This window comes from Williamsia sp. (genome assembly GCF_036566845.1).
In the GTDB taxonomy this organism is placed as follows: Bacteria; Actinomycetota; Actinomycetes; order Mycobacteriales; family Mycobacteriaceae; genus Williamsia.
The window spans coordinates 47,802-68,487 of record NZ_DATCVM010000115.1; the positions used below are offsets into that span (position 1 = coordinate 47,802).

Consider the following 20,686-nt stretch of genomic DNA (forward strand, 5'->3'; position numbering starts at 1 on the left):
GGCGAGCCTACGTGCGCACTGTGACAGCGGACCTCCGGGCATACAACAGGGCCAGTCCGAGCACGGCGAGTCCGGCGACCGCCAACCCGGCCCCGAGCAGGGACGGTGCTCGATACCCGTACCCGGCCGCGATCACCAGGCCACCCATCCATGCCCCACCCGCGTTGGCGATGTTCAGGGCCGAATGGTTGAGCGCCGCGGCCAGGGTCTGCGCATCCTCGGCGACATCCATCAGACGGATCTGCAATGCGGGCGTCAGCGCGACACCGGTCAACCCGATGAAGAAGGTAAGGATCAGCGCTGCCCACGGATTGCCCGCCGTCAGTGCAAACGCGACCAGCACCACCACGATGGCGACAAGACTGACGAAGATCGCCCGCACCACCCCGCGATCTGCGAGTGCGCCGCCGAGGATGTTGCCGGCCACCATGCCCAGACCGAACAGCATCAGCGCGAACGGGACAAACGACTCGGATACGCCTGACACACTTGTCAGCGTGGTGCTGATGTAGGTGTAGAAGGCGAACATGCCACCGAATCCGACGATGCCGATGAGGAGCGCAAACCACACCTGCGGACGTTTCAGCGCACCGAGCTCGGTCATCGGATTGGTGATCTTCATATCGGACAGTGCCGGCAAGAACACGAACAGCGCCGCAATCGTCAACAGCCCGATGATCACGACCACCACAAACGCCGACCGCCAGCCGAGCGCGCCGCCGAGCCAGGTCGCCGCCGGCACCCCGACGACGTTCGCGACGCTCAGACCGATCATCACCTGCCCCACCGCTTTCGCCCGCGATTCGGGGCCCGCGAGGTGCGCGGCGACCAACGCCGCCACACCGAAGTAGGCACCGTGCGGCAATCCGGCGACGAACCTCGCCGCCATCAACATGCCGTAGTTCTGCGCGAGCACGGTGGCGGCATTGCCGATCGTGAAAGCGACCATCAACGCAATCAGCAAGGTGCGGCGCGACACCCGGGCGGTGAGCGCCGCGATCGTGGGCGCACCCACCACAACACCGAGCGCGTAGGCCGAGATCACGTGCGCGGCGGTCGGCTCACTGGTCCCCAGTGATTCGGCGATGTCCGGCAGCAGTCCCATCGCGACGAACTCGGTCGTCCCGATGCCGAACGCGCCCAGCGACAGGGCCAGGATGGCCGCGCGTCTACCGCCACGCACCTTGCCCGATGATTCGGGCGCGAGCGTGCTGACTGCAGACATGATTCGACCTCTCAGGGTGACCGGGGCGCGACGGCGACACTGCCGACATGACTACGATCCAACCTGTGGAAGCCCCCGGCCATTCCGGAACAGGGGCGTGAGCTGACCCACAGGCCGGATCCCGGGTGGATGGCCGGGCAGCGCTCTTTCTGCTCGCGTCACCGGTGCCTGGAATACAGCGCCCGCATCGTTGTCCGGAACACCCACAGACCGTCGCCCCACGACGGGCGAGACTCGGTTCGCGACAGTCCCGCACGCGGGCGCCATCTCAACGCGATTCGCCCGATGTACAGGGTTTCTGACACCCGTGCGAACGCCAGAATCGCTGTGCGCTGAACGGTTTCTTACCGGCGAACCGCGTGTTATATCCTTTTGGCCAGGTCCTGAGTATCAGCCACAAGCCCCGGCTGGCTGATCGGCAACCCTCCAACCGCGGTGGGGTGCTCCGGGTGACGACCAGGTTGCGGTTCGCCGCGGCAAGCGCGGGTCCGGATGGTCGGACCCTCTAATTGGATGCCCTACCGACCAAGAAAGAGAAGTCCTACATGTCTGACACTGACGTCAATCCGGCTGACAACTGGAGCTTTGAGACCAAGCAGGTGCACGTCGGCCAGAGCCCGGATTCGGCCACCTCTGCCCGCGCCCTGCCGATCTACCAGACCACGTCGTACACGTTCCGCGACACCGAGCACGCCGCCAACCTCTTCGGATTGGCCGAGCCGGGCAACATCTACACCCGCATCATGAACCCCACCCAGGACGCCGTCGAGCAGCGCATCGCGGCCCTCGAAGGTGGCGTCGCAGCCCTGCTCGTCGCGTCGGGCCAGGCGGCTGAGACGTACTCGATCCTCAACATCGTCGAAAACGGTGGCCATGTGGTGTCGAGCCCCCGTCTGTACGGCGGCACGTACAACCTCTTCCACTACACGCTGCCGAAGCTCGGGATCCAGGTCAGTTTCGTCGACGATCCCGAAGACCTCGACAGCTGGCGCGCCGCAATCCAGCCCAACACCCGCGCCCTGTTCGGTGAGACCATCTCGAACCCGAACAACGAGATCCTCGATCTCCCCGGCATCTCGGCCGTCGCCCACGAGGCAGGCCTGCCGCTGATCGTCGACAACACCGTCGCAACCCCGTACCTGATCAACCCCCTCGCCCACGGCGCCGACATCGTGGTCCATTCGGCCACGAAATACCTTGGCGGACATGGCACCGCGATCGGCGGCGTGATCGTCGACGGCGGCACCTTCGACTGGCGGGGCCAGCGCGACGGAGTGGACCTGTTCCCCGGCTTCACCACCCCGGACCCGAGCTACCACGGCGCGATCTTCGCCGACCTCGGCGCTCCGGCCTACGCCCTCAAGGCCCGCGTGCAGTGGCTGCGCGACACCGGTGCCGCCATCTCGCCGTTCAACGCCTTCCTCATCGCCCAGGGTCTGGAGACCCTCAGCCTGCGCGTCGAACGCCACGTGTCGAACGCCCAGACCGTGGCCAAGTACCTGGAGGGGCACCCTCAGGTGGAGTCGGTGGCCTACGCCGGTCTCGAATCCTCGCGCTGGTACAAGCGAGGTCAGGAACTGGCTCCGCGTGGCCAGGGCGCGATCATCGGCTTCGAGATCGTCGGCGGAGTCGACGCAGGCAAGAAGTTCGTCGATGCGCTGGTCCTGCACAGCCATGTCGCCAATATCGGCGACGTGCGCTCGCTGGTCATCCACCCCGCCTCGACCACCCACTCCCAGCTGATCGCCGAAGAGCAGCTGGCCGCCGGCGTGACCCCCGGACTGGTCCGGTTGGCTGTCGGCATCGAGAACGTCGTCGACATCATCGCCGACCTCGATGCAGGCTTCGCTGCGGCCAAGTGAGGTGAGTATCGACCCGCACACGCCGCCACGAACCCATCCGGACTGGGAATCCCTGCCCGATGGGCAGCTGACCAGTGTGCCGGTCGGCCCGATCTCGCTGGACAACGGTGGACGGATCGAGAATGTGACCCTGGCGTTCCAGCGCTGGGGCACACTCTCGCCCACCCGCGACAACGTTGTTCTGGCACTGCATGCCCTGACCGGTGATTCCCATGTAACCGGACCCGCCGGTCCCGATCAGCCCACCCCCGGTTGGTGGGATGGGCTGATCGGTCCGGGCGCCGCGGTCGACACCGACGAATGGTGTGTCGTCTCGGCGAATGTCCTCGGTGGATGCAGCGGTTCCACCGGCCCGGCGTCACTGGATTCCGAAGGGCAGGTGTGGGGTTCACGTTTCCCGCACCTCACCGTGCTCGATCAGGTCCGCGCCGAGGTCGCGTTGCTCGATGCGTTGCAGATCGAATCCTTGGCAGCCGTCCTCGGCGGTTCGATGGGTGGCGCCCGCGCTTTGGAGTGGGTCATCGGTTACCCCGAGCGGGTGCGCAGCGGCTTGATCCTGGCCGTCGGCGCTCGCGCCTCGGCTGACCAGATCGGCACGCAGACAACACAGATCGCGGCGATCAAGGCCGACGCAAACTGGCAGAACGGCGACTATCACGGCACCGGTCGCACGCCCACGTCCGGCCTCGGCATCGCCCGCCGCATCGCGCACATGTACTACCGCAGCGAACCCGAGCTCGACCAGCGGTTCGCGAATCATCCGCAGGGACAAGAGGATCCGCTGTCCGGCGGCCGCTACGCGGTGCAGAGTTACCTCGAGCACCAAGCCGACAAACTGGTCAGCCGGTTTGATCCGGGTAGCTACGTGGTGCTGTCCGAGGTGCTCAACAACCACGACATCGGTCGCGGACGCGGCGGCGTCGAAGCTGCCCTGCGGAGCTGTCATGTACCCGTGGTTATCGGTGGCATTGACTCCGACCGGCTCTATCCCCTGCGACAGCAGATCGAGTTGGCCGAACTCATGCCCGGCTGCGTCGATGGATTGCATGTGGTGCATTCCGCCAATGGCCACGACGGATTCCTGACCGAATTCGAAGCGGTCTCAGATCTTCTCAAGAAGACTCTCGACCTGGCACGCCGCTGACCGTCAGCTGGCCGGTGGCCTTCAGGTCGCCGGTGGCGAGGTCAGCACCGGAGCCGATGGCGCATCGCCGGAACCCTGAATATCCGAAGGGGCCGCCGGAGCCGCCGGAGCCGCGGGCGCCAGAGCTGGCGGCGATTCGGTCTGATCGCCCCCGCCGGGCGCGGAATCCGGCACGGTCTCCGAAGGCTGTTCGGGCCCAGTGGATTCCGGCGGCAATGTGGACGGCGGCAGCAGAGTCGGCGGCCACGGGATACTCGGCAGCGGGAACGGGATCAGCGACGGGTTCAGCGTCCTCGTCGGCGAATCCGACGGAGCTGGCGGCGGCGGCAATTCGGTTGTCTGCCACCCCGGATCCTGGTTCCCACCATTGGTCGGTGGAGCCACCTCCTGCGTCGTCTGTGCCGGAGTGATCGTCGGTGTAGAGGTCACCTGCGTGGTGGTCGGCGACTCCGGAGACATGTGGGTCTGTGGTGGCGCCTCCGCGATGACCGATGGCACCGACGGAGCCGCAGACTCGGTCTCCGGTGTCGACGGGTTGCCGGCGAGTGACGATCCGACCGCATACACGGTCAGCAAGGCGCCGGCGAGCAACGCACCGAACATGGCCAGCGGCGCTGCCGCCAACCACTCCCGACTGCGACGTCCGCCGATGAACGCAAGCCCGCCGGGACGGTTACTCGTCGCCGCCAAGCTGGCCGCACCGGTGGCAGCAACCGATTCCGGACCGCGCGGAAGAACCGCCTCGATGCCCACCTCTCGCGTGATGAGAGCACGCACCAGCGGAACGTTCGCGATCCCACCGATGAGGACAACCGCGTCGGCTCCGGACGTCGCGGCGTACTCGGCAACCTCGGTGGCGGCGGCCTGCGCCATCGGACGGGCGAGATCTTCGAACGACGACCGGGTGAAGGTTCCCAGACCCGCCGCTCCACCGATCGTCAGTGACGTCGACTGCCTCACGGAAAGTTCTTCTTTGGCGGTCCGGCAGGCACTGAGCACTGAGCGACGACGCCCACGAAGGCGCCCGCCCGCACTGCATTCCTCCACGAGCAGCGCATCGAGTGCCGTACCCGAGATCGCCTCGCTCCGAGTGAGGTCTGTGGCCCGTCCGGTCTGCGGATCGAGCTTGTACAGGCTCATCCCGGTGTCCCCGAGATCGACGACGACCACGGAGCCGAACCGACTGATCTCACCGCTGGACGCCAATTGATGTGCGACGGCTTCTGTTTCCGCGATCAATTGGATTTGCCGCTTGGCACCGGTTCCGCGGGAGGCGATTTCGCGGGCGTGCTCGTCCGTGCGATACGCAACGCCGATCGGCCCGACACGTCCGCCACGGTCTTGCGCATTTCCGAGCATCAGGTCGATGCCGGAGTTGACGCGGCCGGCGCGGGTCAAACCGTCGGTGACGTCTACGTCGATGACTCTGTTGATCGAACTCTGGCCGCCATTGTCATCGGTCGTCAGCAGGACACAGTGGATCATTCCACTTCCTGCAGACAAACCCAGTGACGTACTCATGGTCCTCATTCCGATCGCGTATGGCTCGGTGGGGCCCCAGCTGTGTCGTTTTCACACTCCGGAAATGTTCGCTGCCGCTGCCGGACAGCCCCCCGCTCCATCTTCCGGTCGGTGTCAAGACAATTTGCTTTACTATAGTCAACCGAAAAATGCAGCAACGGAAACCATTGTAATCAATCTGTGCCCAACGGGTCGATCGAGGTTGACAACCAGAGGATTGCGACACCGACAATCACCATCGACGAGACGTCGGACATCCGGCCACGAACCTCGAGGAGACCGGCGCGCGACGTCGGCAGAATCGCCCGCAACAATGCCGCCAGCAGTGCTGCCGATCCGAGGACGAATGTTCCTCGCCGCCAGCGGTCGAAGATCAAGAAGATCGCGGCCACCACGATCAGCGCCATCACGGCGATAAAAGGTATCTGGACCAGCACGCCTCTCAACTGCCGAGCGCGATGGAGACGGCGGGCACGCGCACGGCCGGCGCCCGGTGCTGCCCCCTGGCCCGCGGCCGACCTACTGCTCATGCCGAGATCAATTCCGCAGCAGTGCGGTTTCGGCACGCTCGACGACGTTGGCCATCAGGAAGGCGCGTGTGAGCGGGCCCACACCACCGGGATTTGGTGAGACGTGCCCGGCGACGTCCCAGACGCCGGGATCGACGTCGCCGACCAAGCCTTCCACCGTTCGACTGACACCCACATCGACAACCGCTGCACCGGGCTTGACCATGTCCGCGGTGATCAGGCCGGCAACTCCCGCGGCAGCGATGACGATGTCGGCGCGCGACACCTCGGCGGCGAGGTCGGCAGTGCCGGTGTGACAAAGGGTGACGGTGGCGTTCTCCGTCCGGCGGGTGAAGAGGAGCCCGATCGGACGTCCCACGGTCACACCGCGCCCGACCACGACCACATGCGATCCGGCAATCGGCACGTCATACCGCCGCAGCAGATGCAGGATGCCGCGTGGGGTGCACGGCAACGGGGCGTCGGACGAGGTGCCCGATCCGTCGAGAACCAGACGTCCCAGGTTGATCGGATGCAGTCCGTCGGCGTCCTTGGCCGGGTCGATCCGCTCCAGGGCCGCATTCTCGTCGAGATGCTTGGGCAGCGGCAGCTGGACGATGTACCCGGTACAGGCCGGGTCGGCGTTCAGCTCGTCGATGACCTCGTTGAGTTGCTCGGTGGTGATGTCGGCCGGCAGATCCTTGCGGATCGATGCGATGCCGAGTTTGGCGCAATCGTTGTGCTTCCCACGCACGTAGGCGTGCGAACCGGGGTCCTCACCCACCAGCACGGTGGCGAGACCGGGAACGATCCCGGCGGCACGGAGCTTGTCGACCCGCGCCTTCAGATCGACAAAAACTTCATCACGGGTGGCTTTTCCATCCAACACAGCTGCACTCACGACACCCATCATTTCAGGTCGCGGCCGCGAGATGTGCACGCCATGGATCTAGCGGGTCTCGAACCATGCGATTTTCGACGAATTGATGCCCGAGATCCACACTTTGCCCCCCGTTTCGACAACGCCGGTGCTCAGTCCGAAACCCGGGATGTGCACTCGGCGATCAGCGACAACACGGCCGCCGGGCAACTCGATCTTCAGCAGCCACAACGGGGCCGGAGGATCCGGCAGGAATCGGTCGGGCACACGCCAGACCAGCTTTCGCAGTCGAGGATATCCGGAGAGAAGCTCCAGCGGCCGACTACGCATGCCGGCCATCGCCAGCCACATGTGCCCGCCGTCCGGGCTCAGCGAGGCGTTGTCCGGAAATCCCGGAAGCCGATCGACGGTTACCGCCTGCTCACCCGTCGCCGGGTTGTAGGACCGCACGCGATAATCGCCCGTTTCGGCGATGTGAAGAAGCCCGCCGTGCGCGACGAGCCCGTTGGCGAACTGCAGGTCGTCAAGGACAACGGTGGCCGCCGGCCGGAGGTCGTCGTCGAACTCCACCCGGATCAACCGGCCCGTCGCGGAATGCTCGATGATGTCGGCCTTGTAGTAGTCGTAGCCGAATCGCGTGGTGGATTGGCTGACGTAGAGCTCACGCGGCTGCGGATCGACACCACCGGTGTGTTCGGTGACGATCACATTGGAGCAGAACGTCAGGGGCACCCCATCGACCTGGTCGACGACCATCTCGATCACGTTGGTGTCGAGGTCCATCTGGAGCAGGCCGCGTTCGCTGTCACAGATGAACAGTCGTCGACCGAGGATTTCCAACCCCAGCGGGCGCCCGCCCGTCGTCGCGACAACCTGCCGGCGCCCGGAGTCGGGATCGATGCAGATGATGTCGCCGCCGATGGCCCCGGTCCAGATCCGCCCTCGACCGTCCACAACAACGTCCTCGGGTGAGTCGGACTCCACATCGATGACCGTGATCTGCGGTTCCTGAGGCTGCGGCCAGTCTGCGGTCGATGCCGGTGTGGGCGTCCATCGCACCGGTGATATCGCAGGCTTTGCCATCGCCGTTCAGCCTCCGATGTTGAGTCCGTGCGCCGCCGCGAATTCCATCGCCTGGCCGTGGTCGACGAGCGAATCGGTGACCTTGGCCTGCAACCAGAGCATCGGATCGATTCTCGCACCTCGCAGATTCGCCTGACCGAGCTTTGTCCCGATTGCGCGGACCCCGGTCAGGTCGGAGCCGGTGAGGTCGGCGCCGGTGAGGTCGGAGTCCGCCAGGTTTGCCTCGCGCAGCCGGCATCCCCTCAAAATCACACCCGAGAGGTCCAGTCCCCCGATCGAGGTGAGGGACAGATCGCTGTCGACGATCTTCATCGGCCGGACCCTCGAGTTGGTGATGACAGATCCCAGCAGGCTGCAGTCGGCGATCTCGATCTTGTTCAGATGCGCGCGTTCGAAGTGGCAGTTCCGGAACGCACTGGAGGAGTGTTTCGAGAACGAGAGGTTGACACCGGTGAAGTCGCAGTCGGTGAAAATCACTGCGCGAGTCGATAATTCACTCAGATCGGCTTCGACAAAACTGCAGCTGACGAACTCTCTGTCCTCCCAGGTCTCCCCGGAGAAGTCGGCATAGTCGAATTGCTGCCCCTCGGCTACGTCAGTCATCCCCCATGTCTACACGGCGACTCAGTCAAGAACCGCGGTCGCCTCGATCTCCACCATCAGATCCGGTTCGCCCAGACCGGCGACGCTCAAGAGCGTGATCGGTTTCGTCGGGTCGACGCCCAACTTCGCGGCCGCCCGGCCAACGCCCTCACCGAGCAGCGGGTACTTGTCGGGCGACCAATCCACCACGTAGATCGTCAGCTTTGCGACGTCGTCGAAGGACCCGCCGACCGCTGCCATCGCCGTACCGATGTTGAGCAGCGCCTGCTCCACCTGCGCCGCGAAGTCGCCATTGCCCACCTGATTCCCATCGGCGTCGCGGGCGACCTGCCCGGCGATGAACACCAGGCGCGATCCCGTTGCGACCGACATCTGTCGGTAGACATCAGGTTTCGGAAGCCCGTCGGGATTGATCAGCTCGATTGCCATGACTACTCCTCGTGAATTTATGACCCCGCAGGCGCGTTGCCCACCCAAACCATAACACTGCTATGTATTGTGGATCCATGGTTCGCGTCAAGAATCCTGAGATCCGATCGATGCTCATCGAGCGCGCAGCACAGATGTTGCGGGCACGAGAACCGGTGACCTTGCGGGCACTGGTGTCGGGGACACCGGTCTCCACGATGGCGGTCTACACGTACTTCGACGGCATGGAGGGGCTGTGGAAGGCCTTGCGCCAGGAGGGTTTTACCCGGCTTTCCCAGAAACTTGCCGACGTCGAACCATCCGCAGATCCAGTGCAGGACCTCGCTGCGCTGGGTGCGGCATATCTGTCCAACGCGCTGGAGAATCCCGACCTGTACCGCGTCATGTTCGATGCAAGCGTTGATCTCGAAGACGCCCCGGCCGCCGATGCGTCGCTGCATCGACTGGTGGTCGCGGCGCAGCGGTGCCGGACCGCCGGCCGATTCAACGCCGACATCGACCCACTCGAGGTCGCGACACAGAGCTGGATGATCGGCCACGGCCTCGCCTCCCTGGTGGCCACCGGACCGCTGCCGACCGCCGCCCTGGCCAACGCGGTCCCGATGCTGACCGCCCTGTTCACCGCAGCCGGCGACGAGGCCGACCGATGCCGGCGGTCGGTCGTCGCCGGCTGGAAACCGTGAACACCACCGACCCCACCCCCACCCGCAAACGAGCCACCTGTACAAAGATGAGCCACGTATTTGTGGCTCGTCTTTGTACAGGTGGCTCGTTTGCGACACCCATCGGTGGGAGGCAAGTGCCGGTGGGGCAAGCTTGACGAGTGTTCAGAATGCTATTTCACGAACCATGTATCCCGCCCAACACCGGCAACGCGATCAGATTGGCTGCCAACACCGGGTGTGAACTCCACCTCGTCGAACCACTCGGATTCGACCTCTCGGAACCGAAAGTCAAACGCGCCGGACTCGATTACCACGATATGGCGACGGTGAGTGTCCACGCCGATCTCCTGGAGGCATGGAGCGCACTGGCCCCCAAGCGGGTGTACGCCTTCACCGCCCATGCCGACACGTTCTACACCGACATCAAGTACGAATCGGGCGATGTGCTGCTGTTCGGTCCGGAACCCACCGGACTGTCGGACGCGGTCCTGTCCGATCCGCACATCACCGAAACCGTCCGCATCCCGATGTTGCCCGGTCGCCGCTCCCTCAACCTGGCCAACGCGGCCAGCATCGTGATCTACGAGGCATGGCGGCAACACGGATTCCCCGGTGCGGTCTGAGATTCAGTCGATCGGCAGGCCCCGCATGACGAACTTGCGCAGCATGATGGGTGTCGGTTCGGCGATCAGGAGTTCGGCGTTGTCGGCCGGGTTGGTCTCGGTGACCGTCAGCTGCAGCTCACCGCCGGGCAGGATGTCCGCGGTGTAACCGCGCTTGTCGCGTTCCCATTGCATGCTCAAACCACCGGCCGACGTGGCCGATGGTGTGGACTCGGTCCAGTAGGAGCTGCTCAGGCCGTCCCAGTACGACTCGAAGAACGCCTTGGCCGGGGCCGTCGGCGCCAGCGAACCCTCGCCTTTCCAGCCGTCCTCCAGTTCCCAGAGGTCCTTGATGTGGGTGTCGATGACCCGCTTTGCGTTCGCCTGGTCGTCGCCCGACGCTTGCTTGTCGAGATTGCTCGAATACGTGCTTCTCGTGGTCATATACCGAGGCTAGGCCCTTTCCGGCCGCCGGGTATCCCGGGTAGCCGACGCCGACCTTCATCGGCCCCAGTCAACCTGTTCGGCCATTGCGAGCAACTGTGCACGCCGGCGCGGGCTGGTGGCACCGATCCAGGCGATCTTTCCGTAGACGTGCTCGCGAAAGTGGAGGTGACCCGCGTGGTTCTGCGCCGCCGCACCGGTTCGGATGGCGTTGTGTAGCAACGCCCGCAGGTTGTCGTGGTCTCGGCGCGCGACGCGTGGTCGGTCGTTGACCACGAGCCCGGCGAGTCGCTGACGCTGATGAGCACGCATGATCTTCGTCTTCTCCGGGTGCACCACAAAACCCTCAGCGGCGATGATGCGCAACAACACCCACAGGACGGCATCCGGGTCCATCCGGTCACCGGAGATCGCCAGGTCGTCGCCGTATCTGGTGTACCGCAAGTTGTTCTTCTGCGCGTACCCCCAGATCCGGCGGTCCATGGCACGCATGGCAAGGTTGGCGAGTGCCGGAGACGTCGGCGCCCCCTGCGGTAGGTGGCGTCCGCGCAGCAGAGAGGCATGACTGTGGTCCACCCGGGCCAGTTCGTGTGCCGGTGTGGCGGTGGTGCAGAGTTCGGCAAGCACCCTGGCCGCGCTGGTGTAGCCGACCGCGGAGAACACGGCCCGGACGCGAGCCGCCGATACGGACGAGAAGCAGTTCTTCAGGTCGAGACGCAGGACCACCGGCCGGTCGGTATGCGGCCAGGCGAAGCTGGTGGTGGAGGTGCCCGGCGCAAAACCCCGCGCTGCCTGATGCGGTGGAATGTGATCGAGGATCTTCCGGAGAATGCGCCGCTGAATCTCCCGCAGATGCGGTTTGGGGGCCTCGATCAACCGGACCCCGTCACGTTTGGGAATGGTGATGTATCGGTAGTGCTGCAGTGTCGGGTTCTTCGATCGCAACCAGTGGCCGCGATCGGCCATCCATTCCAGCTCGCCCACCGTCAGATTCAGCCAATGGGCCACCGCTGTGTAATCGCGGAACTCAGGGAGTCCGAAGCGCATCTCCGCCGGGGATGCTTCGGTGAAGACCTGCGAGCGGACCTCTGTGACCAAAGGAGTCAGAAACTCTCGCACGGTCTGCGGGTCCGAGGGGCGATCCGGAAAGCGATCAAGCAGCAGCCCCAGCAGGTCCGGGACATCCGCGCGTTCGACCTCCGACGCCAGCATCTCACTCAGCGCCACCACGGACCATCGTGGATCCACCTCGAGACGAGTGATGAACAGGTCAAGAGAACTGGCCGACAACCTGATTGCGGGACCCAGTCCGCCCAGAGTGTAGTGGTCGTCGTCGGTCAACGGGCCGGATGCGCGGCGGCGGGGTGACCATCGACTTGTGTCGGCGGCGCCGTGAAGTCACGCGAAGCGTGCCGGCCGGCGTCGGATGCTGATCCCAACTGTGCAATGTACCCAGGGGTTACCCCTGAGACGGGTTCTGCGAACCCACTCTCCCCCCGCCCACCGCGCATGGCCACATGCTAGCGACTACTCGTCGATCCGGAATCGTTTGGTTCGTGAGGTGGCGCCGGAGATCAAGGTCACCCGGCTTTTCGCGACCCCGAAATGCTTGGCCAGCAATGCCGCCACGGCGATGTTCGCTTTGCCCTCGGTGGCCGGTTCCCGGACGAACACGGTGAGCGCGCCGGCATCATCCGTCTCGATCAACGGCCCTTTGCGGCTGTTCGGCTTCACCGTGACCACCACCTGCTTCACCGCCTCAGGCTATTACCCGTTCCCTACCACCGACGGGGTCAGGGCGGTCACGCCCAATCTCGGGACCGGGTGGCGACGCGTAAGTCCATGCGCTGCATCCGTTCTGCCACCACGGTGACCGCACCCTCGGCATTCTGGACCCGGCCCCGGATCAACAACGCCGGCGACGACTGCGCGAGTTTGCGGTATTTGGCCCACAAGCCCACCGAGCAGACCACGTTGACCATGCCGGTCTCGTCTTCGAGGTTCACAAAGGTGACACCTGACGCAGTGGCCGGGCGCTGCCGGTGGGTCACCGCTCCCCCGACCAGCACCCGGGAACCGTCGGGCACCGACAACAGATCAGCCGCCGCGACCACACCCAACTCTTTCAGCTGAGGCCGGATGAATTCGGTCGGATAGCTACCTGGACTGACGCCGGTGGCCCACACATCCGAGGCGGCCATCTCCACATCACTCATACCGGGCAACGCAGGTGATCCGTTGACCTCGTGCAGAGCCAGCCGGTCCGACTTCTCCTGGGCGGCCGCTCCGGCATCCCACAGCGCCTGACGACGACTGGTGCCAAAACACTCCAGCGCCCCGGCGGTGGCCAGCGACTCCAGCTGCCTGGTGCTCACCTCACAACGACGGGACAAATCCGCCGCACCCTTGAACGGTCCCCCGGAATCCCGCTCGGCCACGATCGTCTCGGCCAGGTCGATGCCGATGTTGCGCACCGACCCCAGCCCGATCCGGACGTCGAGTCCACCGTTCTCCAGATCCGCATGGGGCGCAGAGACATTGATGTCCGGGCCGTGCACCGAGACACCATGCCGGCGGGCATCGGCAACCAGTGACTGCGGCGAGTAGAAACCCATCGGCTGGGCTTTGAGCAATGCAGCGCAAAAGGCCGCGGGATGATGCAGCTTGAGCCACGACGAATAGAAGACCAGCGAGGCGAAACTCTGCGAATGACTCTCGGGAAAACCGAAATTGGCAAATGCGGCCATCTTCTCGAAGATACGATCGGCCATCTCCCCGGTGATGCCGTGCAGATCTTCCATGCCCTGATAGAACCGGCCACGCAGTCGATCCATCTTCTCCGGCGACCGTTTGGATCCCATCGCCCGACGCAACTGATCCGCCTCGGCGGCACTGAAACCGGCGACGTCGGTCGCCAGTTGCATGAGCTGCTCCTGGAACAGCGGTACCCCGAGAGTCCGTTCGAGCGCCGCCTCCATCGACGGATGTTCGCAGGTCGGCGGTTCCAGCTTGTTGCGACGACGGATGTAGGGATGCACCGAGCCACCCTGGATCGGGCCCGGCCGGATGAGTGCCACCTCGACCACCAGGTCGTAGAACTTGCGGGGTTTGAGACGTGGCAGGGTTGCCATCTGCGCCCGCGACTCGACCTGGAACACTCCGACGGTGTCGGCACGGCAGAGCATGTCGTACACCGCCTTTTCGGTGAGGTCGATCTTTGACAGGTCTACGTGGATGTCCCGATGCTGAGCCAGGAAGTCGATGGCGTAGTGGATGGCCGACAACATACCCAGACCCAGCAGGTCGAACTTCACCAGTCCGATTGCGGCGCAATCGTCTTTGTCCCACTGCAGCACACTGCGACCTGGCATCCGCGCCCATTCGGTGGGGCACACATCGGCGATCGGCCGGTCACAGATGACCATGCCACCGGAATGGATGCCCAGATGCCGTGGCATGCCGTTGATCTGCCCGGCCAGATCGAGCACGTCGTCGGGGATATCCGTCTCGGCGGATTTGGCGGAGTCATACCTGTGCACCTGTTTGCTCCAGGCATCTTGCTGACCCACCGAATATCCCAGGGCGCGGGCCATGTCGCGCACCGACGACTTACCGCGATAGGTGATCACGTTGGCGACCTGCGCCGCATTCTGGCGCCCATAGCGCCGGTAGACGTACTGGATGGCCTCCTCACGCCGATCCGATTCGATGTCGACATCGATGTCCGGTGGGCCATCCCGGGCCGGGGACAGGAATCGCTCGAACAGCAACCCGTTGCTCACCGCATCGACGGCGGTGATCCCGAGGGCGTAACACACCGCGGAGTTGGCGGCACTGCCCCGGCCCTGGCACAGGATGTCATTGGTACGACAGAACGAGACAATGTCGTGTACCACCAGGAAGTATCCCGGAAATCCCAGTGAATCGATCACATTCAGCTCATGTTCGATCTGCTGGTACGCCTTGGGATGACTCTTCGGGGTGCCATACCGCTCCAGTGCCCCCCGGGCCGTGAGCACACGCAGCCACGAACTCTCGGTATGCCCCTGCGGCACGTCGAAGGGCGGCAGCTGCGGCGCGATCAGATGCAGCCCGAATGCCAGATCCTTGGCCAGCATGACGGCGTTGTCGATGGATTCGGGGTGTGCGGCGAGCAACCGGGCCATCTCATCCCCGCTGCGCAGGTGCGCGCCGCCGAGTGGACCGAGCCAGCCGTCCATCTCGTCAAGACTGCGTCGTGCCCGCACCGCGGCCATGGCCATCGCCAGCCGCCGACGATGCGGTGCCGAGAAGTGCGCACCCGTTGTCGCCACCGTCTGGACCCGGTTGCGGTTGGCGATCTGCGCCAACATCGCATTGCGCTCGTCGTCCTCGGCAACACCCGCGGCGGTCAGCTCCATCACCACGTTGTCGCGGCCGAACTTCTCCAGCAGATCACGCAGCGCGTTCTCGGCAGCCGACGGACCGCCCGTGTCCAGAGCGCGCCGCACATCGCCTTTCCGGCAACCGGTCAGGATCAGCCAATGCCCCTGCGCCGCTTGTGCCAACGTGTCGATGTCGAAACGCAGCAGGCCCTTCTCCCCGGCCGCCATGTGACCGTCTGCGAGCTGTCGCGACAGTCGCCGGTACCCTTCCTGCCCTCGCGCCAGCACCAGCAGATGAGAACCATCCGGGTCGGCGACGCCGGTCCGGGACGAGTCGTGTTGCAACGACAATTCGGATCCGAAGATGGTGGGCAGTTCCCATTCCAGTGCAGCCTCGGCAAACCGAACCACCCCGTAGAAGCCGTTGTGATCGGTGATCGCCAGCGCCTCGAGCCCCAGCCGGTACGCCTCTTCGGCCATCTCCTCCGGGCTGCTGGCACCGTCGAGAAAGCTGTATGAGGAATGGGCGTGCAATTCGGCGTATCGAGTGTCAGAAACACCCCGGCGCAGCGTCCCGGCCTCATACGGTTCGCGTTTGCGGGACCAGGCCGGACTATCGCTGCCGTCACCGGCAAATGTCTCACCGGACCGACCACCGTTCGATGGTCGACCAGACAGTACGCGCTCCATCTCCGACCAGGTCGGAGGGCCATTGTGCCAGCCCATAGTGCAGGGTATCGAACATACATTCGATGAGCAAGTTACCTGTTACCCTCAACTACATATACGTCGGGTCAACGGGTGGGGACCACGCCTTTGGCACGCCTCCACATTTCTGGGAGGAGACGTCATGTCCGACTACTTCATCACCGGTGGCACCGGCTTCATCGGGCGACGTGTACTGCCCCGCCTGCTCGAGATACTCGAAGCAGAGGATCCGCAGACAACCGTCTACGCACTGACGCGACCGGGCTCGTACGAACGCCTGACCACCTCGATCGCCGACTGGCCAGGCAGGCATCGGCTGCAGTTGGTCGAGGGCGATCTGAGCGCCGAGGACCTCGGAATCGACCCCGCCCACGACTTCACCGGGGTGGGCCACGTCCTGCATCTCGGTGCCATCTACGACATGACCGCCGACGCCGACGCCCAACAGGCCGTCAACGTCGACGGGACCGCCCGGGTGATCGACTTCGCCCGCCGGCATCAGGCGATGTTGCATCACGTGTCGTCGATCGCGGTGGCCGGCGATCACGTCGGCGACTTCACCGAAGCCGACTTCGATCTCGGACAGGAATTCCCGTCGCCCTACCACCGCACCAAATTCGAATCGGAGAAACTGGTCCGAGAGGCCGGCGATCTGCGCTGGCGCGTCTATCGCCCGGCGATCGTGGTCGGCGACTCGACCACCGGCGAGATGGACAAGGTCGACGGCCCCTACTACTTCTTCGGATACCTGGGAGAACTCGGCCGTCTGCCGGCACGCTGGACGATTCCGATGCCCGACCTGGGCCTGACGAACATCGTGCCGGTCGATTTTGTCGCCGACGCGCTGGTCACCCTGATGCGCCACGACGTGACCGGCCCCGGCGACGAACTCGCACACGATGTCGGTGGCGAGGTCTTCCACCTGGTCAACCCGGAGCCGCAGACCATCACCGACCTCTACAACGCCATCGCACCGGCCTTTGCCGGGCCACAGGGCCACGATCTGATCCCGGCCCGCATCGCCTCGTGGGTCATCAACCGTGGCCGGCGCGGTGTGCTGCGCACCGGCCGCGACCTCGTGGCACTCCAGCAGGGCATCCCCCCGGCCATCCTCGACACCCTGTCGCTCCCGACAACGTTCAAGGCCGACAAGACATTCGGGATCCTGAACGGATACGGCATCGTCCTCCCCGATCTCATCGACTACGGCCCACGGCTCTGGCGATACTGGAACAGCAACCTCGATCCCGCGCGCCATCGCCGACCCGACCCCCGAGGCCCGTTGGTCGGCCGCCACATCCTCATCACCGGCGGATCCACCGGGATCGGAAAAGAAGCGGCCCGCATGTGTGTCCGCAAGGGTGCGACGGTGTTCCTCCTTGCGCGCAGCGCCGACGAACTGGCCACGGCCGCAACCGAAATCGGCGCCGATAAACCCGAACCCGGGCTTCCCGCCGGTCACGCGCACCCGTATCCGTGCGACATCACCGACCGAGAATCGGTACACCTGACCGTCCAGACCATCATCGAGGAGCATCAATTCGTCGACGTCCTGGTCAACAACGCCGGCCGATCCATCCGCCGGGCGACCATCGACGCCACCGACCGCGCCCACGACTACGAGCGGACGATGGCGGTGAACTACTTCGGAGCGGTGAACCTGACTCTGGCATTGTTGCCTCACATGAAGGAACGCAAGACCGGTCACATCGTGAATGTGTCGAGCATCGGCGTGCAGGCACGCGGGCCTCGATTCGCGGCCTACATCGCGTCGAAGGCGGCGTTGGAGGCGTTCAGCGATGTCACCGCCACCGAGACCATCTCCGACCACATCACCTTCACCAACATCCACATGCCGCTGACCCGAACCCGGATGATCGCGCCCACCAAGGCCTACGACCAAGCGAAGGTCCTCAGCCCGCGTACCGCCGCCGCGATCGTGGTGCGCGGGATCATCGAACGCCCACGCCGCATCGACACCCCACTGGGCACGCTCGCGCAACTGGGACAGTTCCTCACCCCGAAACTGACAGCACGGATCCACCATCAGGGCTATTTGCTGTTCCCCGATTCGGCCACCACGCCTGGAGAGACCACCATCGCCGGGGAACAGGATCCGGTCGTCGCCCGGGCACACACCGTCCGCGACCGGGCACACACGCTGGCCCGGCCGGCACGAGCGGCGTTGGTCGACAGCGGCGCACGACGTCTCACCCGCAAGACGCTCAATCTGATACCCGGTATCTCGTGGTAGAGCACAGCACCCGGCAGCCCGGACCGGACAACCGGATCCTGACTGCCACCTCGGCCCTCGACACCCCGTTCCTGGCGGTCGACGAGCAAGTCCTCGACGCGAACATCGCCCGGATGTCCGCGTTCGCGGCGGCGTCCGGACTCCGGCTGCGACCGCATGCAAAAACCCACAAGTCCCTCATCCTCGGACAGCGCCAATTGGACAGCGGTGCAACGGGACTGACTGTCGCCACCATTGCAGAATCGGAAACCTTTGCCGCCCAAGGATTCTCGGATCTGTTCATCGCCTACCCCCTGTGGCTGACCGAGAACAAGGCGGCGCGACTACGTGCAGTGATGGCGCGGGCACGTGTGCTGCTCGCGGTCGATTCGGTGGCCGGGGCGCAGCAACTCGCCTCGCTGCTCCCCGGGTCCTCGGTGCTGGTCGAGGTCGATTCGGGGCATCACCGCACCGGCGTCGTCCCGGAACTGGCGGGCGAAGTGGGAGCCGCTGCCGTCGGAGCCGGCCTTCAGGTGCTCGGTGCGTTCACCTTTCCCGGGCACAGCTACCGCCCGGGCGGCGGCCCGGGCGACGCCGCCGGGCAGGAATCGCGCGCTCTTTTCGTCGCCGGCGAATCCCTGCGCAGCCGCCAGATCACCCCGGTGATCTGCAGTGGCGGTTCCACACCGTCGGCAGGGGCCACCGACTCCACGGTCCTCACCGAGATCCGGCCGGGTGTCTACGTGTTCAATGACGCCCAGCAAGTGGAACTCGGGGTCGCTACCATGGCCGACGTGGCATTGACGGCAGTCGGCACCGTGGTGCACAGCAGCGACGCAAGAGCCGTGGTCGACGTCGGGAGCAAGATACTCGGAGCAGACCAGCCGGCCTGGATCAGCGGCGGCGGCCGTCTCCCCGACGAACCCGAGGCGCGCATCACCGCTCTCTCCGAACACCACGCGACCATCGATTTCCCGGGCGGATCGCGTCACCCCGCGGTGGGGGAACGGGTCCGGATCGCCCCCAATCACGTCTGCACCGCGGTCAACCTCGCCGATACCCTCGTGGTGGTCGGTGCGGATGACGTGGTCACGCACTGGCCCGTCGATGCCCGCGGAGCCAACACATGAACAAGCTCGGAGCCACTGCACTGGCCATCCTGATGCTGGGCACGGCCGCCTGCGCATCGGACGAACCAGCCGCTGTGACAGTGGAATTGACCACCGCCCCCGATGTCGAGTTCGAGGAGATCGGCATCGACGAGGTCCGCGACGCGGCCACCGAGTTGGTCAGGTACACCAGCGATCTGGGTGTCGACATGATCCGCGGTGCCGAGCCGGCCGCCAACCAGGTGGTGTCCCCCTGGGGCGCGATGGTCACGCTGCAGATGTTGCGGGCCGGCGCTGGGGGCAACACCGCGGCCGAACTCGATTCCGTCCTCGGTGTCTCCGATACCGAGGCCGTGGCGGCTCTGATCGGTCAGCTCGACCGGGTCTCGGGCGATCCCGGTGGTGTGGACCGCAAGAACCCACCGTCGCCTCCCGTCTTCCACCAGGCATCGGGGATCTTCATCGACGATTCCCTCGTGGTCGGCGACGAGTACCTCGCCGTGCTCGGACGCAGCTTCGGTACCGGCCTCTATCCCGTCGACTTCTCTGTGCCGCAGACCGAATCTGCACTCAACGAATGGATTTCGGTCAACACCGGCGGAGAGATCTCGCAGACACCCACCGAGTACAGCACGGACACCGTGATCAGTCTGCTCTCCACTGTCTTCCTCGCCGCCGCCTGGCAGCAGCCGTTCTCACCCGCGTCCACCGCCCCGTCGGAGTTCACCACCACGGATGGTTCGGTGTCGAAGGTCAGCACGATGCACAAGACATTGGATGTGCCACTGCGGCGCGGCCCCGGCTGGACTGCGGTGCAACTCCCGTACTCACAGAGCCTGGCAATGCAAATATTGCTGCCCGACAACGGATCCGACCCGAACGCTCTGCTGAGCGGGACGGCACTGGCCGATGCCGACGCCGCACTGCGAGCCGGCGCCGCGTCGTCGGTCGATGTGAGCCTGCCCCGCTGGGACATCGCCGGGGAGGTCGATCTCAAGTCGACGCTCGAAAGCCGTGGTGTTCACGATCTGTTCACAGACGCCGCCGATCTCACCGCGATCAGCGATCAGTTGGTGGTCACCGCTGTGGCACAGAACAGTTCGATCACGGTCGGCGAGAAAGGCACGATTGCCGCCTCGGCCACGCAGGCCGATGTCGGTGTGACCGCGCTACCGCCCGAACCGGTGGAGACGTTCGTCGCCGATCGGCCGTTCGTTTTTCAGATCGTGGACACGGCAACCGGACTGCCGTTGTTCCTCGGAGTTGTGGCCCGCCCCGACAACCGGTAGCTGCCGAAGAACGTCG

At 65.0% G+C, this 20,686-nt stretch carries 18 protein-coding genes and 1 riboswitch; of the genes, 7 read left to right on the top strand and 11 right to left on the bottom strand.

Going from position 1 to position 20,686, the window contains the following annotated elements; translation table 11 throughout:
• Positions 1–7: 7 nt before the first annotated feature.
• Positions 8–1,225: an MFS transporter gene (locus VIQ49_RS10730; RefSeq protein ID WP_331884268.1), complete on the bottom strand. Its 1,218-nt coding sequence runs from the start codon at positions 1,223–1,225 to the stop codon at positions 8–10.
• Between the two features lie 379 nt (positions 1,226–1,604).
• Positions 1,605–1,714, top strand: a riboswitch (SAM riboswitch).
• A 56-nt stretch (positions 1,715–1,770) separates the two neighbouring features.
• Between VIQ49_RS10730 and VIQ49_RS10735 the strand changes: the two genes are divergently transcribed.
• Together VIQ49_RS10735 and metX are read left to right on the top strand one after the other, a co-directional pair.
• Positions 1,771–3,087, top strand: coding sequence for a bifunctional o-acetylhomoserine/o-acetylserine sulfhydrylase (locus VIQ49_RS10735; protein WP_331884271.1), 1,317 nt, complete (start codon positions 1,771–1,773; stop codon positions 3,085–3,087).
• On the top strand, positions 3,062–4,231 hold the full coding sequence (metX, locus tag VIQ49_RS10740; RefSeq protein WP_331884274.1) for a homoserine O-acetyltransferase MetX: 1,170 nt from the start codon (positions 3,062–3,064) through the stop codon (positions 4,229–4,231). Before VIQ49_RS10735 ends, metX begins: the two co-directional genes overlap by 26 nt.
• Positions 4,232–4,252: 21 nt before the next feature.
• On the opposite strand, the gene VIQ49_RS10745 is transcribed toward metX, so the two are convergent.
• The 6 genes from VIQ49_RS10745 to VIQ49_RS10770 form a co-directional block, all read right to left on the bottom strand.
• Entirely contained in the window at positions 4,253–5,752 is a 1,500-nt protein-coding gene (locus VIQ49_RS10745; protein WP_331884277.1) for an Hsp70 family protein, read from the bottom strand.
• A 173-nt stretch (positions 5,753–5,925) separates the two neighbouring features.
• Positions 5,926–6,282, bottom strand: coding sequence for a DUF3017 domain-containing protein (locus VIQ49_RS10750; protein ID WP_331884280.1), 357 nt, complete (start codon positions 6,280–6,282; stop codon positions 5,926–5,928).
• Between the two features lie 7 nt (positions 6,283–6,289).
• On the bottom strand, positions 6,290–7,162 hold the full coding sequence (locus VIQ49_RS10755; RefSeq protein ID WP_331884283.1) for a bifunctional methylenetetrahydrofolate dehydrogenase/methenyltetrahydrofolate cyclohydrolase: 873 nt from the start codon (positions 7,160–7,162) through the stop codon (positions 6,290–6,292).
• A gap of 48 nt (positions 7,163–7,210) precedes the next feature.
• Positions 7,211–8,224, bottom strand: coding sequence for an SMP-30/gluconolactonase/LRE family protein (locus VIQ49_RS10760; RefSeq protein ID WP_331884286.1), 1,014 nt, complete (start codon positions 8,222–8,224; stop codon positions 7,211–7,213).
• Between the two features lie 6 nt (positions 8,225–8,230).
• Positions 8,231–8,827: a pentapeptide repeat-containing protein gene (locus VIQ49_RS10765; protein ID WP_331884289.1), complete on the bottom strand. Its 597-nt coding sequence runs from the start codon at positions 8,825–8,827 to the stop codon at positions 8,231–8,233.
• 21 nt (positions 8,828–8,848) lie between these two features.
• Complete coding sequence (locus VIQ49_RS10770; protein WP_331884291.1) at positions 8,849–9,256, bottom strand: RidA family protein; 408 nt, start codon at positions 9,254–9,256, stop codon at positions 8,849–8,851.
• Between the two features lie 77 nt (positions 9,257–9,333).
• On the opposite strand from VIQ49_RS10770, the gene VIQ49_RS10775 reads away from it, so the two are divergent.
• Together VIQ49_RS10775 and VIQ49_RS10780 are read left to right on the top strand one after the other, a co-directional pair.
• Complete coding sequence (locus VIQ49_RS10775; RefSeq protein ID WP_331884293.1) at positions 9,334–9,939, top strand: TetR/AcrR family transcriptional regulator; 606 nt, start codon at positions 9,334–9,336, stop codon at positions 9,937–9,939.
• A 140-nt stretch (positions 9,940–10,079) separates the two neighbouring features.
• Entirely contained in the window at positions 10,080–10,544 is a 465-nt protein-coding gene (locus VIQ49_RS10780; RefSeq protein WP_331884295.1) for a tRNA (cytidine(34)-2'-O)-methyltransferase, read from the top strand.
• Positions 10,545–10,547: 3 nt separating this feature from the next.
• On the opposite strand, the gene VIQ49_RS10785 is transcribed toward VIQ49_RS10780, so the two are convergent.
• The 4 genes from VIQ49_RS10785 to VIQ49_RS10800 form a co-directional block, all read right to left on the bottom strand.
• Positions 10,548–10,967 carry a hypothetical protein gene (locus VIQ49_RS10785; RefSeq protein ID WP_331884297.1) on the bottom strand — a complete coding sequence of 140 codons (420 nt, stop codon included), beginning with the start codon at positions 10,965–10,967 and terminating at the stop codon, positions 10,548–10,550.
• Between the two features lie 57 nt (positions 10,968–11,024).
• Entirely contained in the window at positions 11,025–12,308 is a 1,284-nt protein-coding gene (locus VIQ49_RS10790; protein WP_331884300.1) for a reverse transcriptase family protein, read from the bottom strand.
• Positions 12,309–12,494: 186 nt separating this feature from the next.
• The gene (locus VIQ49_RS10795; RefSeq protein WP_331884302.1) at positions 12,495–12,722 is read right to left on the bottom strand and encodes a DUF167 domain-containing protein; all 228 of its coding nucleotides are present in this window, start codon (positions 12,720–12,722) and stop codon (positions 12,495–12,497) included.
• 47 nt (positions 12,723–12,769) lie between these two features.
• On the bottom strand, positions 12,770–16,057 hold the full coding sequence (locus VIQ49_RS10800) for an error-prone DNA polymerase (RefSeq protein ID WP_331884304.1): 3,288 nt from the start codon (positions 16,055–16,057) through the stop codon (positions 12,770–12,772).
• A gap of 124 nt (positions 16,058–16,181) precedes the next feature.
• Between VIQ49_RS10800 and VIQ49_RS10805 the strand changes: the two genes are divergently transcribed.
• From VIQ49_RS10805 to VIQ49_RS10815, 3 genes are read left to right on the top strand one after another with little or no spacing between them, the layout of a single operon-like run.
• The gene (locus VIQ49_RS10805) at positions 16,182–18,293 is read left to right on the top strand and encodes an SDR family oxidoreductase (RefSeq protein ID WP_331884307.1); all 2,112 of its coding nucleotides are present in this window, start codon (positions 16,182–16,184) and stop codon (positions 18,291–18,293) included.
• On the top strand, positions 18,287–19,402 hold the full coding sequence (locus VIQ49_RS10810; RefSeq protein ID WP_414731620.1) for an alanine racemase: 1,116 nt from the start codon (positions 18,287–18,289) through the stop codon (positions 19,400–19,402). The genes VIQ49_RS10805 and VIQ49_RS10810 overlap by 7 nt, the downstream gene beginning before the upstream one ends.
• Complete coding sequence (locus VIQ49_RS10815; protein ID WP_331884309.1) at positions 19,399–20,670, top strand: serpin family protein; 1,272 nt, start codon at positions 19,399–19,401, stop codon at positions 20,668–20,670. The genes VIQ49_RS10810 and VIQ49_RS10815 overlap by 4 nt, the downstream gene beginning before the upstream one ends.
• The last annotated feature ends 16 nt before the right edge of the window (positions 20,671–20,686 follow it).